Source organism: Nocardia lasii, from assembly GCF_042658545.1.
In the GTDB taxonomy this organism is placed as follows: Bacteria; Actinomycetota; Actinomycetes; order Mycobacteriales; family Mycobacteriaceae; genus Nocardia; species Nocardia lasii.
Map to the genome: position 1 here is coordinate 184,913 of NZ_JBHSQN010000001.1, position 16,737 is coordinate 201,649.

The window sequence follows — 16,737 nt, forward strand, 5'->3', positions numbered from 1 at the left end:
GGGGCGTCGACGCGGCCGTAGGTGAGGCCCGACGGGAGCAGGACGACGGCGGGGGCGAAGCGGTGGCCGCCGGTGTGCGAGGCCTCCCAGACCCGGCCGGGATAGTCCGCGGCCAGCGCGGCGGCGATCGGACGGCCGAGCAGGGCACAGCACTGGTCGCGTTTGCCGTGGGCACAGACCAGAACCACCGGATCAGCCACGCGCGCACCGATTCCCGGCGCCGGACCGTCGACGAGATGCAGGTCTATGTCGAAGAGTTCGCGCAGGTCGGTGATCTCGAACCGCTCGCACCAGGAACCCGCCGGGCGCGAACTGGCCAGCAGCACGGTGCGCGTCCCGGTGAACTCGTTGCGGCCGGGTCGCCGGATCAGGGTCGGCCGGACCTTCGCCGCGGACGTGCGCGCGGCCAACTCCACGGTGATCTCCGGCCCGAGCACCTCGTCACCGATCACATCACGGCCCCACGCACCGGGATGCTCGATGCACAACCAGCCGGTGACGTGCGCCGCGGTGCCCGGCAGCGGAAGGTCGGCGGCGGCCGCCGAACACAGCAGGCCCTCGAAGGGGTTCACAGTGCTCCTTCCACGACCGCGCGTCCGGACGATCCGGGACAGGCGTCGTTTCACTCTAGGACCGCGGTCCTCGCTACTCGTAGACGCCCTCGGCGTGCCATACGGCGGCGTCGTGGACGAGCAGGACGGCGCGGATCTCGGTGGGATCGGCGTCGAGTTGAACCTGGACGCGCACGGCCATGGTGGCGGGTTCGGCGGTGGACCACCAGCGTTCGGTAACCGGCCACGGGCCCGCCCAACCGAGCAGCGACCACTCCTTGCGACCCCAGCGCAGGCGGGTGGGGGCGGTGAGGAACAGGCCGCGGTCGGTGACTTCGACGGGGTGGCCGTCGGCGGTGGTGAGCTGCACGACCGGGCGATGCAGCAGGAGCAGGGTGGGGGCCGGTTCGGGAAGGCGGCCGGGCCAGGGTTGGGCGGGGTCGGCGGCGGGAGTGAGTTCGTCGCCGAGGGCGATCATCGTGATGCGCTCGGCCGGGCCGCGACCGCCGCTGAGCACGCCGATGCGGACCGCCTCGCCCCCGAGGAGTCCCTGCACGCGGACCAGCGCGCGCCGGGCACGCTCGGTTTCCTCCCCTTCGCCGCCCCACAGGCCCAATTGCAGGGCGCCGGCGGCGACCACCTCGACCGGTTCCAGGGTGAGCGCGACGATGGGGCCGGTGGGGCGGGCGCGGCGGGTGAGCCAGCCGTCGAGTTGCCAGCGGACGCGGTCGGCGGTGTCGGCGGGGGTGAGCGGGCGGGCGCAGCGCCAGATCCTGGTCAGCTCCTCGCCGGTCTCGGTGCGCGCGGTCACGGCCAGTCGGGTGCAGGCCACCCCCGCCGCCGCGAGGACCGCGTGCAGGCGGGTGGCCAGGTGTCGGCCCGCGAACGCGGCCGCGTCGACCCGGTCGATCGGGGGGTCGCAGTCCAGGTCGACGGTCAGCTCCGGGGCGGGGCGCCGCGCCGAGGGTGGGCGTTCCGGCAGAGCGCGGGCGGTGCGGTGGGCGAGCACGGCGTCGGCGCCGAATCGGGAGGCCACCTCGGCGGGCGACAGGCGCGCGAAGTCGCCGATGCGGCGTAAACCCAAGCGGCGCAACAGGTCCACCAGGTCGGATCGCTCGGGGGCGGACAGGCTCGGTTCCACCGCGAGCTCGGCGATCGGGAGCGCGGCGAGATACCGCGCGCCCTCGCCGGGCACCACGATCGCCCCGCGTCGAGCCGCGAACACCGCCGTCGACAGGGCATCGGCGATCCCCACCTGCGCCTCGGCTCCCGCCACGGCGACGGCGTCGATCAACCGCACCACCGCGGCCTCCTCCGAACCGAAATACCGTGCGGCGCCGCGTGCGCCGAGCACGATCAGTCCCGGGCGCAACACCTCCACGCCCGGCACCGTCGCGTCGACGGCCGCCACCACCGACTCGAACAGGCGCGCATCGCGATCCGAATCCTCCGGCACGACAACGAGTTCCGGGCAGCACCCCTGTGCGTCCCGGCGTCGCATCCCGCGCCGCACCCCGTCGGCCCGCGCGATCGCCGAACACGCCACCACCGAACTCCCCCGCAACACCGCGATCGGCCGATCCGCCGACACCCCGACCACCGCGGCCGCCGCCACCGCGGGCCAGTCCGGGCACCACACCGCCAGCACCCGGTCAGCGCGCGCCACGACGCCACCCCGTCACGTTCCGGGTACCGCCCCGCCGGGACGCGCCGGGGTGCTTCGCGGGCGAAGGAGAAGTCAGCGCCCGGTGAGTGGCGGGGTCTCTCATGCCCATCGAGCGAAGTCGGCGGTCATGAGACCGCCTCGTGTAACGCGGCGACTTCCGCTGGGCGGGTGCGGGTTTCGGGAGACAGCCATTCGGTGCGGCCGAGTTGGGCGCACAGGTCCATGCGGCCGTGGCGGGTCTGGCCCGCCTTGGCGCTGACGCGCACGTCGAGGCAGACCGAGCGCAGGCGGCCGCGTCCGGGGCCGAGGCCGCGGTAGCCGGTGACGCGGGAGTCCAGGCGCAGGGTGGGGTTGGCCCATTCGCCCGCTACCACCAGGGTCGCGCCGCGATTGCGGGCGCGCGCGGCCAGGACTCGGCAGCGCGACGGGGGCACGACGAGCCCGCCGAGACCGAGGACCACCAGGTCGAGGCCGTCGAGCAGGACCGCGGCCACCTCGGCGGGGTCGGGACCGGGGTCGGCGATCACCGCCAGCCGCGACAACTCCGCCCCCATTTCCGCGGCCGCCAGCAAACCGAGCCGGGGCAGCCCGACGACCGCGGCGTGCCCACCGTTGCCGGTGACCGCGGCGAGCATTCCGGTGAGCAGCGAGTGCGCGCCGGTATAGGCGACCACCGACCCCTTCGGCAGCCCACCCTCGGGCAACAGATCCGCCAGCGGCGGCGGAACCGGCAACAGATCCCGACGTAACGGCTGCTCACGGGGCATATGCCCGGCCGTGGACTCGCCCCGCCCCGGCACCGCGGCCATGCGTTTACGCAGCTCGTCGAGCGTGCGCTCCCGTGCGCCCTGACCGGACGACAACGCTTCCGAACCCATCAACACCACCTACTTCCACGATGGACTCGCGGGCGGAAACCACCCTGCGCCGGAACATCAGCACCGTTCCAGCTATCGATCGTATTCGAATATACGTTCGATAGCGACCGGGGTGAACACCACCCCCCTTCCCCCGTCCACCGTCGAGCGCGACGAGGATCTCGGCCAGTCAGCGCCGGTTTCGACTACCCTCGCACCCGTGACCGAACGTGCTCGTCCCCATATCGGCCCCGACTATCTGGTCGCGGGTCGCTACCGCCTGCAGTCGAAGTTGGGTGGGGGTGGGATGGGTGCGGTGTGGCTCGCGACCGATCGGTTGCTGAACCGGGAAGTCGCGATCAAGCAGGTGCTGTCCACCGCCGGGTTGAGCGCGGCCGAGGCCGAGCGGATTCGCAGCAGCATCGTGCACGAGGGGCGGGTGGCGGCCAAGCTGTCGCACACCCACGCCGTGGCCGTGCACGACGTGGTGATCGAAGCGGGCGAACCGTGGTTGGTCATGGAGTACTTACCCTCGCGCAGCGTGGCCAAGGCGCTCGCGCTGGTCGACACGCTGCCCGCGGTCGAAGTCGCCCAGATCGGCGCGCAGGTGGCCGACGCGCTCGCCGCCGCACATGCCGCAGGCATCGTGCACCGCGACATCAAACCCGGCAACATCCTGGTCGCCGACCGTGGCAACACCGTCGGCCTGGCCAAACTCAGCGACTTCGGCATCTCGCGCGGAGCGGGCGACACCGGCGGTGACGAGCCGGAGGGCATGATCACCGGCACCCCCGCCTACCTGCCGCCCGAGGTCGCGCGCGGCGCCCAGCCCACCGAGGCCAGCGACGTGTTCTCCCTCGGCGCCACCCTCTACACCGCGCTGGAGGGCCGACCGCCGTTCGGTTTCGACTCCGAGGACAACGACGTGGTCGCCAAGGCCGCGATGGGCCGGATCATCCCGCCCACCCGCAGCGGCATCCTCACCCAACCGCTACTGCACATGCTCGAGCCCGCCCCCCAGCGTCGCCCGACCATGGCCGAGGCCCGCGACGAGATCCTCACCGCCGCCTTCGGCCCCGGCACCGGCGCCTACATCCTCGGCGTGCCGCTGCGCACCGAGGAAGGCACCATTCCCGCCTGGTCCACCCGTAACTCCGCCAGCGGCCTGCGCAGCCCCAATTCCGCCCCCCTCCCGCGCCCGCACCGCGCACCGGTGGCCTCCGCCGCGCCCGCGCCGCAGCAGCGCACCGGCAGCTTCCTCGACAACCTGCCCAACGGCGCGCCCCTCGCCATCGGCGCGGGCGTGCTGATCGGGCTCGTCATCCTGATCGCGATCATCATCGCCGTGATGTAGACCCCCGCGAGGAACCGTCGGTGAGGTGCCCGACTCACTCGATCCGGCGCCGATGCGCCCAGCGGGTCAGCGCGTTGCGATTGGACTGCTGGGTCTTGCGCAGCACGTTCGACGCGTGGGTCTCGACGGTCTTCACCGAGATGAACAACGCCTCGGCGATCTCGCGATAGGTGTAGCCGCGCGCCAGCAGGCGCAGGACCTCGAGCTCACGCGGGGTGAGCGAGTCCAGCTCGGGATCGAGCGGCGGTTCGGGAACCGGTGAGCGGCCGGTGAACGAGTCGAGCACGAAACCGGCCAGTCGCGGACTGAACACCGCGTCTCCGCCCGCGACCCGACGGATGCCGTCGGCCAATTCCGCACCGGAGATCGTCTTGGTGACGTACCCGCGCGCCCCGGCCCGGATCACCGCGATCACGTCCTCGGCCGCGTCGGACACGCTCAGGGCCAGACATACCGGCCCCGCCGCGATCCCGCTCAGCACCGCCACCCCGCCACCGTCGGGCATGTGCACATCGAGCAACACCACATCCGGCTTCGCCGCGTCGATCCCGGCGACCGCCTCGGCCACCGCCCCGGCCTCACCGACGACGTCCATGTCGACCTCCCGGCTCAGCTCCGCGCGCACCCCCGACCGGAACACCGCATGATCGTCGACCAGAAACACCCGCACACTCACTGCTGACTCCTCATTCGAACCGGCTCGACGCACCTGATGTCAGGGGTACCACAGGGCGGTGTCCGGGCGTCGACCTCCGGGGGCACCCGAGTCGGCTCAGGTCCGAGTGCGGGGAACTCACCGGTGCGATCGGTCGCGCTCCGATCTGGGCGGCAGTTCGTGAGCGGTTGTCTCGTGCACGTCGGGGTCGGCGCTCCCGGCCACCTCACCGCCACCGGATTCGTCACCCTCGTGCTCCTGCGCCACACCCGCATCGGATCCGGCTCGCCCGTCCGCCGCATCGACACCGCCGTCGGATTCGCCGCGCGTCTTCGCCCGCGCCGCACCCGCATCGGATCCGACTCGCACGTCCCCCGCATCGACACCGCCGTCGGATTCGTCGCGCGTCTTCGCCCGCGCCACACCCGCATCGGATCCGACTCGCACGTCCCCCGTGCCGACGCCGGCCGACGAGTCCGCACCGACCGCCCCGCGCTCGGCCTCGACACGGTCGCTCGCCGCGCCGGAATCGGGGTGCGCGCTCTCGTCCACCTCGCTCGTCCCCGAATCCGTGCGCGGCATCACGATCCGCACCTCGGTCCCGCGACCCACCGTGGAGTCGATCTCGGCCGATCCCCCACGCCGTTCGATCCTGGCGCGGATCGACTTCGCCAGACCACGGCGGTCGGTGGGGACCGCGGACACGTCGAAACCGGCGCCGCGGTCGCGCACGAAGATGCTCACCTGGTGCGGTTCGGTCTCGGCGAACAGGTCGATCTCGGGGACGCCCGCGTGCTTGGCGGCGTTGACCAGGGCTTCGCGGGTGGCGCCGAGCAGGGCGGTGAAGTGTTCCTTCGGCAGGCCCGCGCCGGTGTCGCCGGGGTCGAGCGCGACATCGCCGACGGTGACCGGAGTGACCTTCACCCCGTGCTGGTCCTCCACCTCACCGGCGATCGTGCGCAGCGCGGTGGCGAGGCTGGACTGGGCGGGGGCGGTGTCGTCGAAGAGCCACTTGCGCAGTTCGCGTTCCTGGCTGCGGGCCAGGCGCAGCACTTCCTGCGGGTCCTCGGCCTGGCGTTGGATCAGCGCGAGCGTCTGCAACACCGAATCGTGCAGGTGGGAGGCGATCTCCTCGCGTTCCTCGTTGCGGATACGGGCGCCGCGCTCGGCATTGAGCGCGCGCACCATGCGCAACCACAGCGGCACCGTGAGCAGGCCCGCGCCGACCAGGGTGACCGCCACCGCGATCAGCGCCGAACCGAGCGAACTGAGATCGATCCGGGCCAGCACCACCACGCCGAGCCCGACCACGATCAGCGTCGCCCCGGCCACGATCCGCGACCAGGTGATCACCGAGGGTCTGGCCGGCAGCCCGAACAGGGCCCGTGGACCGGGCGCGGCCACGTCGTACTCACGCCACACCAGCGCGGCACCGACCGCCACCACCACGATCGGCGCGATCACCTTCGCGGCGGTGCCCTGGAACAACCAGCCGACCGTGACCGCGAGGCCGAGCCCGAGCAGGGCAAGTCCGATCGCCTGCCTGCGCTCGTCACCGGTCGGCGCGGCGGCATCCGCGCCGCCGGGGGTGAAGATCCACAGCAGCCCGTAGGCCACCAGCCCCGCGCCGACCAGCGCGGACAGCAGCACGAACGCCAGGCGCACCTTGACGACATCGACCCCGAGATGATCGGCCAACCCACCCGCGACACCACCGACCACTCGTCCACCGCTGCGGCGGACCAGGCGCGGCGTCTCCGGGGCGGGCGGGCCGGGCGGCACGGGAGCCGGCGCGGGCACGGGACGGTAGCGCGGCACGCCATACCCCTGGGACGCGCCCGGATATGGCGGAGAACTCGGTCGGTACTGCTGCTGCGCGGCCCCGTAGACGGCCGCCCCGCCCCCGAACGCGCGGTCGACGAACCGATGCGGGCCGCGCGGCCGATACTCGCCGAAGCGCGGATTCGCGGCGGCACCCGGATATCCGCCGACCGCCTGCCCCGAGGCGGGGACACCGCCGGGTCGATAGCCGGCCACATTCGGACCGACCGGATATCGGGGGGCGCCGTTCCCCGCGACACTGCCGTACCCGTGGGGGTACCCCTGGGCGACATCGCGAGGGGGAACAGACGGATCCATGTTCTCGATAGTGGCACGCGCGCCGGGGTCGTGACATCAGGTAAGTCCCTGATCTCGTCCCCGATCTCGGCAATCCGGCGCCGACCTGGGCCGCAGCCGTCCGGTCCAGACAAAAAATCACCTTCTACCTGGGTGTTCGCGAGATCCGAGGTCAACCGGACCGGCCGCCGGACCGGAAAACCCGCGACGAGGTCCCCAACAGGCCTTTTAAGCCGGTACGCGGCCGCTCCGAAAGCCCGACCGACGAAGCTTTCCTACGTTGATGGCGGGCCGAGATTGCGGCCGCCGCTTCAGGGGAGGAACACCGTGAACATCTTCACCACCGTGCTGAGCACCACCGTCATCGGACTGAGCGCACTGGGGACCGCGCCGATCGCCTCGGCCGCGCCCATGGCACCGCACGAGACCACCTACCACGGGCCGGCGGGCTTCGAACTCACCCTCGGCCACACCGATGAGTCCTACCGCCTCGTCCCCGCGCTCAACGCGATGCCGACCAACCGCGAGGTCTTCCTGAGCAACACCGCCTACGTCACCGCCCCCGCCGGCGCCACCGGCACCCTCACCTCCGGCTACCTCGTGGCCTGCGCGGTGGAACTGACGCTGTCGGTCGGGCTCGACGGCGGCATCTCGGTGGGCGCGGGGGCGAGCATCGGGTTCGGCTCGTCGGGCCCCGAAGCCTCCGCCGACATCGGCCCGTCGATCAGGGCCGGACTCGATCTGAGTCTGTCGCTGGCACCGGGCAAGATCACGAAGATCGACGTGGGAGACATGCCGCTGAGCTCGGGCACCACCTACCTGGTGAACCGCGACTTCCACCTGATGGTCGCCAACTGCGGTGGCCCGCTCAACGTCTACTCGTGGGCCACCGTCACCGCCGACACCGGCCAGGTGAGCGCGACCAACTCGATCTTCGGCGACACCATGTTCCTGTAGGACGATCAGGCAGCGACACCAACCTGCCGTCCCCCTTGTCCGGAGAACCAGGGGAAATTCTCAGGGTTACCCCCGATGTGCGGAAGGGGCCGCACGGCACACCATGGAGGGCATGAGCAGAACGAGCTTCGCCGACCAGGTTCACCAGATGTGGCAAACGCGGCCCGTCCGGCTGCCTCGGCAGGGGCCTATCGCCGGGGTGGCGGCGGGGTTCGGGCTGCGGTACGGGGTGGACCCGGTGCTGTTGCGGGTGGCCTTCGTGGTGTCGACGATCTTCGGCGGGGCCGGGATCGTGCTGTATCTGCTGGCCTGGTTGATTCTGGGGTCGGCGGGTAACGAGATGTCGGCGGCGCAGGCGTTGACCGCGCACGAGCACGAGCACACGCAGGGGTCGCATTCGCAGACCAAGACGATCGTGTTGATCGTGGCGCTGGCCATCGCGGTCTCGGCGATGGGGCCGATCGGTTTGGGGATGGGCGGGGGCGGGGTGGTCGGCCTCGGGTTGATGCTCGCCGGGTGGTGGATGCTGTATCTGCGCCATCCCGAGTTGCCCGCCGGGTTCGACGCCTACCGAGCGCCCGTCGGCGGCACCGGGTACCCGGGGGCCGGTTACCCGACCGGTGTTCCGGTGCGCGGCTACCCGTACAACCCGGAGGTGCCACCGACCGGGCCGTACACGCCCTACACCAAGCTCCCCGACATGTATGTGCCCGCGCCCGGTTCGGCGGTGTACGTGTACGGCGGCGGTCGAGCCGCGAACGAGTCCGAACCGCTACTGCGGGCGGACGCCGCCGACACCGTTGTCCTGCACAAGGAGTCCGTCGCCGAGGCGGTTGCCGCCGATCGGACGATCGGGGCGCCGGAACGTTCCAGCGAATCCGTGGCAGTCGAGTCGACCAGCCTGCTCGAAACCCCCGCGGTGTCCGAACAGGCGACTGCCGCGATCACGACCGGCGCGAGTGCGGAACTCACGGAACAGATTCGGCCGGGCGATGATTCGACCGGATCCGTCGACCTCGGCAAGCCCGCGGAAAACCCGACGAGTCTCGTGCCGTCCGCCGCCGAGGAGCTCGTGAACAGCGTGACAACCGTGGGGCCGCTCGGCGCCGATGCGCCGGCCGTCGAGCAATCCGGTGCCACGGCCGTCCTGTACAAGGACGAAACCCGCTCCCCCGCACCGGAACCCCCTCGGATCAACGCCCAGGTCCCCAACGGCTGGGATCCCCTCGCCGTCGCCCCGCTGGCCTGGGAACTCCCCGAGGCGGCACCGCGTTTCGCCCCGGCCCCCGTGCCCACCGCACCGAAACGGCCGCCCTCACGGCTCACCCCGGTCACCATCGGCCTGGCGATCCTCGCCGCCGCCTTGGCCGGCGCGGCGGCCGCCGCGGGCGTGGAATGGATGACCCCGGCCCGGATCGCCGCCTGTGCGCTCGCCGTGGTCGCGATCGGTCTGGTGGTCGGCGCGTTCCTGCGCCGCGGGTACGGGCTGCTGGTGCTCACCGCCCCGCTGGCCGGGTTCGTGATGCTGGCCTCGCTGATCGGGCCGATCGAATTCGACGCCGCCACCATGGGCGACCACACCTGGGCCCCGACCACGGTCACCGAACTGCAACCGCGCTACGCGGTGCGGATGGGCTCGGGCACCCTGGACCTGCGCGGCATGGAACTCACCGAATCCCGCAGCGTGGAGGTCTCGGTGAAGATGGGCGAGGCCAATGTCCTGCTACCGGAAGGCATGACCGTGAAAACCACTTGCGAGGGATTCCTGAGCGAATCACGCTGTACCGATGGCATTTCCGGACCGAACACGCCCGGCGCGCCGGTACTGGACCTGCGGGTCTCCACCCACATGGGCGAGGCGGCGGTGACCCGTGGCTGAGCCGACCACCGTCGAAACCCGACGCCGACCCGCTTTCAGCTTGCTGACCATCGGACTGATCGCCCTCGCGGTGAGTGTCTGGGCCCTGATCGGCGCACCCACCCCGACCGACGGCGGGATCCTGCCGATCGGCTGGGGCGTGGTGATCGCGGCCATCGTGGTCGGCCTGCTGCTCACCCTGGCACCCAGCCGCAAACACCACTGACCGAAGGACAACCCACCAGATCAGCCAATGGCCCGTCAGCGCGACGGGCCATTGCTGTGGGAGGACAACGGCAATGACCGACATCGCACCCGACCGACAACCCTCGACCCCGGTGGCGCGGGTCCTGCCGCCGGCCACCCACCGACCTAGCAGTGGGGGCTTCCTTCTCGGCAGGCTCCTGCTCACTCAGTCGCGGCCACCGGCACGTCCCGCGTGAAACGGGTACGGAAACGACGAAGGCGGTGCCGATCCGAAGATCAGCACCGCCTCCGCGACAACTCAGCTCACTCCCACTCGATGGTGCCCGGGGGCTTGCTCGTCACGTCGAGCACCACGCGGTTGACGTCGGCCACCTCGTTGGTGATGCGCGTGGAGATGCGCTCGAGCACGTCGTAGGGCAGTCGGGTCCAGTCCGCGGTCATCGCGTCCTCGCTCGACACCGGGCGCAGCACGATCGGGTGACCGTAGGTGCGGCCGTCGCCCTGCACGCCGACCGAGCGCACGTCGGCCAGCAGCACCACCGGGCACTGCCAGATCTGCTTGTCCAGCCCGGCGGCGGTGAGTTCCTCGCGGGCGATGGCGTCGGCCTGGCGGAGCAGGTCGAGCCGATCGGCGGTCACCTCGCCGACGATGCGGATGGCCAGGCCGGGGCCCGGGAAGGGCTGGCGGGCAACGATTTCCTCGGGCAGGCCCAGTTCGCGACCGACCGCGCGGACCTCGTCCTTGAACAGCAGGCGCAGCGGCTCGACCAGGTCGAACTCGAGGTCGTCGGGCAGGCCGCCGACATTGTGGTGGCTCTTGATGTTCGCGGTGCCGGTGCCGCCACCGGACTCGACCACGTCCGGGTACAGGGTGCCCTGGACCAGGAACTCGACCTTCGGCGCCACGCCGTCGCCCTGCTCGAGCACGATGCCCGAGACCGCGTCCTCGAAGGAGCGGATGAACTCGCGGCCGATGATCTTGCGCTTCTCCTCCGGGTCGGAAACGCCCTTCAGTTCGCCCAGGAACTTGTCCACCGCGTCGACAGTCACCAGCTTGGCGCCGGTCGCGGCGACGAAATCCTGCTGGACCTGCTCGCGCTCACCGGCGCGCAGCAGACCGTGATCGACGAACACACAGGTGAGCCGATCCCCGATCGCACGCTGCACCAGCGCGGCCGCCACGGCGGAGTCGACACCGCCGGACAGCCCACAGATGGCGTGCCCGTCACCGATCTGCTCGCGCACGCTCTCGATCAGCGACTCGGCGATATTGGCCGGGGTCCACTGCGCCGGAATGCCCGCCAGCTCGTGCAGGAAGCGGCTGAGCACCTGCTGGCCGTGCGGGGAGTGCAGCACCTCGGGGTGGTACTGGACGCCGGCCAGGCGACGCGCGCGGTCCTCGAACGCGGCCACGGGAGCGCCCGCGCTGGTGCCGGTGACCTCGAACCCCTCGGGGGCGTCGGTCACCGCGTCGCCGTGCGACATCCACACCGGCTGCACGGTCGGCAGACCACCGTGCAGGACGCCGCCGTCGACGCTCAGCTCGGTGCGGCCGTATTCGCGGGTGCCGGTGTGCGCGACGGTGCCGCCGAGGGCCTGCGCCATGGCCTGGAAGCCGTAGCAGATGCCGAACACGGGCACATCGAGGTCGAACAGCCGCGCGTCGAGCTGCGGGGCGCCCTCGGCGTACACGCTGGACGGGCCACCGGACAGGATCACCGCCAGCGGCTGCTTCTCGGCGATCTCTTCCACGGTCATGGTGTGCGGGATAACCTCGGAGAACACCCGCGACTCACGCACCCGTCGGGCGATCAGCTGGGCGTACTGCGCGCCGAAGTCGACGACGAGGACCGGTCTCTGAGTATCTGCCACGCGCACAGTTTAGTGACGGGTCGTGACGAGCGAGCAGCGGGCATCGTCGGCCGCCGAGACGCGCCGTAGTGACTGTGCACGACGCGCCACCATTCTTGGGCGTGGCGCGGTAGGGCTGGCTATTCTCGTGCTCGTGCCATTCGCCCGCGCGATCGATGCCGACATCTACTACGAGGACAGCGGTGGCACGGGTCCGGTGGTGTTGCTGGCCCACGAATTCTTCATGGATCGCACGATGTTCGCCTCGCAGCAGGCCGCGCTGGCCCCCGAGTTCCGCATCGTCGCCTGGGACGCGCGCGGGCACGGCCGCACCAGGGATCAGCGGCTGCCGTTCACCTACTGGACCGCCGCGCGCGACGCGCTCACCGTGCTCGACTCGATCGGGGTCGAACGCGCCATCGTCGGCGGCACCTCGCAGGGCGGTTTCACCGCGTTGCGGACCGCGCTGGTGGCGCCCGAACGCGTCGCCGGGCTGATCCTGATCAGCACCGAGGCGCACGGGCCGACCCTGGAGCAGTCCGCGGCCACGCAGCGGTTCCTCGACGAATGGCACGACCGCAGCTCGCGTGAGGAAGCGGCGGGCCGGCTGGCCGACTGGCTCATCGGCGACGACACCTGGTACCGCGACATCTGGACCCGCCGCTGGGTCGGTGACGCCCACAGCGGCCTCGACGCGGCCGTCGGCTGCCTGCTCGGCCGCGATTCGGTCCTCGACCGGCTGCGCGAGATCACCTGCCCGGCCCTGATCATCCACGCCACCCACAGCGGCATCGCGGGCGAACGCGCCCGCACGCTGGCCGACGGGCTCACCGCCTCCACCTTCGTGGAGATCGATGGCGCCCGCCTGGCCGTCACGATGACCCACCCGGAACCGGTCAATACCGCGATCTCCCGGTTCCTGCGCGAACGGGTCGCGCTCGCCCGCGTGCGTTAGCGGACGCTCAGCCCGACCTTCTGGAATTCCTTGAGGTCGGAGTAGCCGGCCTTGGCCATCGAGCGACGCAGGCCGCCGACCAGGTTCAGCGAGCCGAACGGGTCGTCGGAGGGGCCGTAGAGCACGCGCTCGAGGCTCGGGCGGGCGGCGGCGCCGTCGGGGCCGTCGAGCCAGGACTCGTCGACCGGCAGGAACGAACCGCGCGGCACCGAGGGGTGCGCGGTCGCCGAGGGCCAGTACCAGCCGCGACCGGGCGCTTCGGCCGACACCGACAGCGGCACACCGAGCATGACCGCGTCGGCGCCACAGGCGATGGCCTTGGCCAGCTGACCGGAGGTGGCCACGTCACCGTCGGCGATGACGTGCACGTACCGGCCGCCGGTCTCGTCGAGGTAGTCGCGACGGGCCGCGGCCGCGTCGGCGATGGCGGTGGCCATCGGGACGCCGATGCCGAGCACCTCGCCGGTGGTGGTGGCGCCGGGGAACGAGCCGTAGCCGACGATGACGCCCGCCGCGCCGGTGCGCATCAGGTGCAGCGCGGTGCGGTGATCGCTCACGCCACCGGCCACGACCGGCACGTCCAGCTCGGCGATGAAGGTCTTGAGGTTGAGCGGCTCGTCGCCACCCACGTGCTCGGCGGAGATGATGGTGCCCTGCACGACCAGCAGGTCGACGCCCGCCTGGACCAGCGCGGGAGTGAGCGCGCGGGCGTTCTGCGGGCTCACCCGCACCGAGGTGGTGACCCCGGCCGCGCGGACCTGGGCGACGGCGGCGGCGAGCAGATCAGGCTGCATCGGCGCGGCGTGCAGTTCCTGCAGCAGCGCGATGGCCTTTTCGTAACCCCCCTTGTCAACCAGATCGATCAGCTGGTCGATCTTGGCCTGCACGTCGGCGTGGCGCGCCCACAGGCCCTCACCGTTGATCACCCCGAGGCCGCCCTGGCGACCCAGCTCGATCGCGAACTCCGGGGAGACCAGCGCGTCGGTGGGGTGCGCGAGAATCGGGATCTCGAAACGGTAGGCGTCGAGCTGCCAGGCCAACGAGACCAGCTTCGACGACCGGGTCCGCCGCGAGGGGACGATATCCACATCGTCCAGCTCGTAAGTCCTACGGGCGACCCGTCCCATACCGATTTCGACCATGTCACGCACAGTTGCTCCTGTGTTGTTGGAGCGCTGGCGCGCTCGAGTTCGCGGCCACCACGGGCCGCCGGTCAGGCACCGCCGCTTGCTCCTTCGTCGCCTACGCGGCGGCACCTGACCGGCGACCCGGCCGCGAACCCGCCGCTACGCGGCGGGACCCTCCTCGAGGTCGGGTCGTGCGGGGCCGGGAGTTGCCGGTAGGCGGCGGACTCGGAGCCTGCCTGCATTGCCCTTGTGCGCCGGGAGCGTACCTCCCGGCGCACAAACGCATCTATTGTACTCAGCCGCGCCCGGTGTAGTTCGGGGCCTCGACGGTCATCGTGATGTCGTGCGGGTGGCTCTCCTTGAGGCCCGCCGCGGTGATCTGCACGAACTGAGCGTCCTGGAGGTGCTCGATGTTCTGCGAACCCGTGTAGCCCATCGCGGCGCGCAGACCGCCGACGAGCTGGTGGATCACCTGGTTGACCGGGCCACGGAACGGAACGCGGCCCTCGATGCCCTCGGGGACCAGCTTGTCCTCGGCGAGCACGTCGTCCTGGAAGTAGCGGTCCTTGGAGTAGGACTTGGCCTGGCCGCGGCCCTGCATCGCGCCGAGCGAGCCCATGCCGCGGTAGCTCTTGAACTGCTTGCCGTTGACCAGGATCAGATCGCCCGGGGACTCGGCGGTGCCCGCGAGCAGCGAGCCGAGCATCACCGTGGACGCGCCGGCGGCGATGGCCTTGGCCACGTCACCGGAGTACTGCACGCCACCGTCGGCGATCACCGGCACACCGTGCGGCTTGCACGCGGCGACGGCCTCGAGGATCGCGGTGATCTGCGGGGCGCCGACACCGGCGACCACGCGGGTGGTGCAGATCGAGCCGGGACCGACACCCACCTTGACAGCGTCGACACCGGCCTCGACGAGCGCCGCGGCACCCGCGCGGGTGGCCACGTTGCCGCCGACGACCTGGATGCGATCGCCCACCTCGGCCTTGACCTTGGCGACCATCTGCAGCACCTGCGACTGATGCCCGTGCGCGGTGTCGACGATGAGCACGTCCACCCCGGCATCGGCCAGCGTCATCGCGCGCGACCAGGAATCCTCGCCGACGCCGATCGCGGCGCCGACCAGCAGGCGGCCGTCGCGGTCCTTGGTGGCGTTGGGGTACTGGTCGGTCTTGACGAAGTCCTTGACCGTGATCAGCCCGCGCAGGCGACCGTTGCCGTCCACGATGGGCAGCTTCTCGATCTTGTGGCGACGCAGCAGCCCCAGCGCGGCCTCGGCGGTGACGCCCTCCCGCGCGGTGATCAGCGGCGCCTTGGTCATCACCTCGTCCACGCGACGGTCCTGATCGACCTCGAAACGCATGTCGCGGTTGGTGATGATGCCCACCAGCGCGCCGGTCTCGTCGACCACCGGCAGACCCGAGATGCGGAAGCGGGCGCACATGGCGTCGACCTCGGCGAGGGTGTCGGTGGGCCGACAGGTGACCGGATCGGTCACCATGCCCGCCTCGGAGCGCTTCACCGTCTCCACCTGGGCGGCCTGGTCGGCGGCCGAGAGGTTGCGGTGCAGCACGCCCATACCGCCCGCACGCGCCATGGCGATGGCCATGCGCGCCTCGGTGACGGTGTCCATGGCCGAGGACACCAGCGGCGTACGCAGGGTGATGTCCCTGGTCAGTCGGCTGGACGTCTCGACCGAGCTGGGGATGAGATCCGAGGCGGCAGGCAGCAACAGCACGTCGTCGAACGTGAGGCCGAGCATGGCGATCTTGGTCGGATCGTCGCCCCCCGTAGGAGGGCGCACCGCGATTCGTTCGCCCGACACGGGATTACTCATTCGGATCGACCCCTCCTGGTCGTCATAGCGACCGACGCAGTACAGACAGCGCGTCGGCGCTCGAGCGGAAAAAGCTTTCGGATGGTCGGCACAACACAACTCGCCGACACCTGCATTCCATGGTATCCGGCGGGGAATCGAGGCTGTGAAGTGAGCCCTTCGGCAAAACTTGCCCGGTGCATCGCTGGCGCGATGTGCCAAGTACTGCGTACCGTGGGGATGTGCGTGACCATCTACCACCTGGCCTGCCGCCGGATCCCTTCGCCGGAGACCCCTCCGACCCGTCCGCCGCGCTCGATGCGATCGAGCCCGGTGAGCCGTTGGATCCTCATGAGCGCCTCGCGGTCGAGGAAGATCTCGCCGACCTCGCCGTATACGAAGCCCTGCTGGCCCACCGCGGCATCCGCGGTCTGGTCGTCAGCTGTGAGGATTGTCGGCAAGATCACTACCACGACTGGGACATGCTGCGGGCCAACCTCCTCCAGCTCCTCGTCGACGGCACCGTCCGTCCGCACGAGCCCGCCTACGACCCCACCCCCGAGGCTTACGTCACGTGGGATTACTGCCGCGGCTACGCGGACGCGTCGATGAACGAGGCGTTCCACGGCGACGGCTTCGACGGGTTCGACAACTGAGCGGTCGCCGCCGCTCGGTCGCGTCGGGTTGATCCCCGCGCCCTCCCCCGGTCACGCATGCGCCGGGGCGGGCGACCTCGCACCAGAACTTCACACACGACGAAGG

General features: G+C 71.0%; 13 protein-coding genes and 1 pseudogene. 6 read left to right on the forward strand and 8 right to left on the reverse strand.

The window, feature by feature from the left end; all coding sequences use genetic code 11:
- From ACFP3H_RS00945 to ACFP3H_RS00955, 3 genes are all read right to left on the reverse strand, one after another.
- A partial coding sequence (locus ACFP3H_RS00945; RefSeq protein WP_378598165.1) for a sucrase ferredoxin occupies positions 1 to 572 on the reverse strand: 572 nt, incomplete at its 3' end.
- A gap of 73 nt (positions 573 to 645) precedes the next feature.
- On the reverse strand, positions 646 to 2,217 hold the full coding sequence (locus ACFP3H_RS00950) for a Y-family DNA polymerase (RefSeq protein ID WP_378598167.1): 1,572 nt from the start codon (positions 2,215 to 2,217) through the stop codon (positions 646 to 648).
- A gap of 125 nt (positions 2,218 to 2,342) precedes the next feature.
- Positions 2,343 to 3,095, reverse strand: coding sequence for a hypothetical protein (locus ACFP3H_RS00955; RefSeq protein WP_378598169.1), 753 nt, complete (start codon positions 3,093 to 3,095; stop codon positions 2,343 to 2,345).
- Positions 3,096 to 3,294: 199 nt separating this feature from the next.
- Between ACFP3H_RS00955 and ACFP3H_RS00960 the strand changes: the two genes are divergently transcribed.
- Positions 3,295 to 4,428 (forward strand): serine/threonine-protein kinase, encoded by a 1,134-nt coding sequence (locus ACFP3H_RS00960; protein WP_378598171.1) that lies wholly within the window; start codon positions 3,295 to 3,297, stop codon positions 4,426 to 4,428.
- A gap of 34 nt (positions 4,429 to 4,462) precedes the next feature.
- Here ACFP3H_RS00960 and ACFP3H_RS00965 read toward each other — a convergent pair whose 3' ends face one another.
- Both ACFP3H_RS00965 and ACFP3H_RS00970 read right to left on the reverse strand, forming a co-directional pair.
- Positions 4,463 to 5,098 carry a response regulator gene (locus ACFP3H_RS00965; protein WP_378599586.1) on the reverse strand — a complete coding sequence of 212 codons (636 nt, stop codon included), beginning with the start codon at positions 5,096 to 5,098 and terminating at the stop codon, positions 4,463 to 4,465.
- A 528-nt stretch (positions 5,099 to 5,626) separates the two neighbouring features.
- A pseudogene (locus ACFP3H_RS00970) lies at positions 5,627 to 6,883 on the reverse strand (ATP-binding protein); the annotation flags it as partial.
- A gap of 645 nt (positions 6,884 to 7,528) precedes the next feature.
- Here ACFP3H_RS00970 and ACFP3H_RS00975 point away from each other — a divergent pair.
- The 3 genes from ACFP3H_RS00975 (at position 7,529) to ACFP3H_RS00985 (ending at position 10,242) form a co-directional block, all read left to right on the forward strand.
- Positions 7,529 to 8,158: an MspA family porin gene (locus tag ACFP3H_RS00975; protein ID WP_378598173.1), complete on the forward strand. Its 630-nt coding sequence runs from the start codon at positions 7,529 to 7,531 to the stop codon at positions 8,156 to 8,158.
- Between the two features lie 112 nt (positions 8,159 to 8,270).
- Entirely contained in the window at positions 8,271 to 10,037 is a 1,767-nt protein-coding gene (locus tag ACFP3H_RS00980; RefSeq protein ID WP_378598175.1) for a PspC domain-containing protein, read from the forward strand.
- Positions 10,030 to 10,242 carry a hypothetical protein gene (locus ACFP3H_RS00985; protein ID WP_378598177.1) on the forward strand — a complete coding sequence of 71 codons (213 nt, stop codon included), beginning with the start codon at positions 10,030 to 10,032 and terminating at the stop codon, positions 10,240 to 10,242. The genes ACFP3H_RS00980 and ACFP3H_RS00985 overlap by 8 nt, the downstream gene beginning before the upstream one ends.
- A 284-nt stretch (positions 10,243 to 10,526) precedes the next feature.
- Here the strand turns inward: ACFP3H_RS00985 and guaA are convergent, their stop codons facing one another.
- A complete protein-coding gene (guaA, locus tag ACFP3H_RS00990) occupies positions 10,527 to 12,095 on the reverse strand; it encodes a glutamine-hydrolyzing GMP synthase (protein ID WP_378598179.1) in 1,569 nt (522 codons plus the stop codon).
- 133 nt (positions 12,096 to 12,228) lie between these two features.
- Here guaA and ACFP3H_RS00995 point away from each other — a divergent pair, with 133 nt between their 5' ends.
- Positions 12,229 to 13,029 (forward strand): alpha/beta fold hydrolase, encoded by an 801-nt coding sequence (locus ACFP3H_RS00995; RefSeq protein WP_378598181.1) that lies wholly within the window; start codon positions 12,229 to 12,231, stop codon positions 13,027 to 13,029.
- Here ACFP3H_RS00995 and ACFP3H_RS01000 read toward each other — a convergent pair.
- Together ACFP3H_RS01000 and guaB are read right to left on the reverse strand one after the other, a co-directional pair.
- Positions 13,026 to 14,180, reverse strand: a complete 1,155-nt coding sequence (locus ACFP3H_RS01000) for a GuaB3 family IMP dehydrogenase-related protein (RefSeq protein ID WP_378598183.1) — start codon at positions 14,178 to 14,180, stop codon at positions 13,026 to 13,028. The two genes, ACFP3H_RS00995 and ACFP3H_RS01000, sit on opposite strands and share 4 nt — an antisense overlap.
- Before the next feature lie 271 nt (positions 14,181 to 14,451).
- Positions 14,452 to 15,996 carry an IMP dehydrogenase gene (guaB, locus tag ACFP3H_RS01005; RefSeq protein ID WP_378598185.1) on the reverse strand — a complete coding sequence of 515 codons (1,545 nt, stop codon included), beginning with the start codon at positions 15,994 to 15,996 and terminating at the stop codon, positions 14,452 to 14,454.
- Positions 15,997 to 16,217: 221 nt separating this feature from the next.
- On the opposite strand from guaB, the gene ACFP3H_RS01010 reads away from it, so the two are divergent.
- Positions 16,218 to 16,631, forward strand: coding sequence for a DUF5319 domain-containing protein (locus ACFP3H_RS01010; protein ID WP_022567296.1), 414 nt, complete (start codon positions 16,218 to 16,220; stop codon positions 16,629 to 16,631).
- The last annotated feature ends 106 nt before the right edge of the window (positions 16,632 to 16,737 follow it).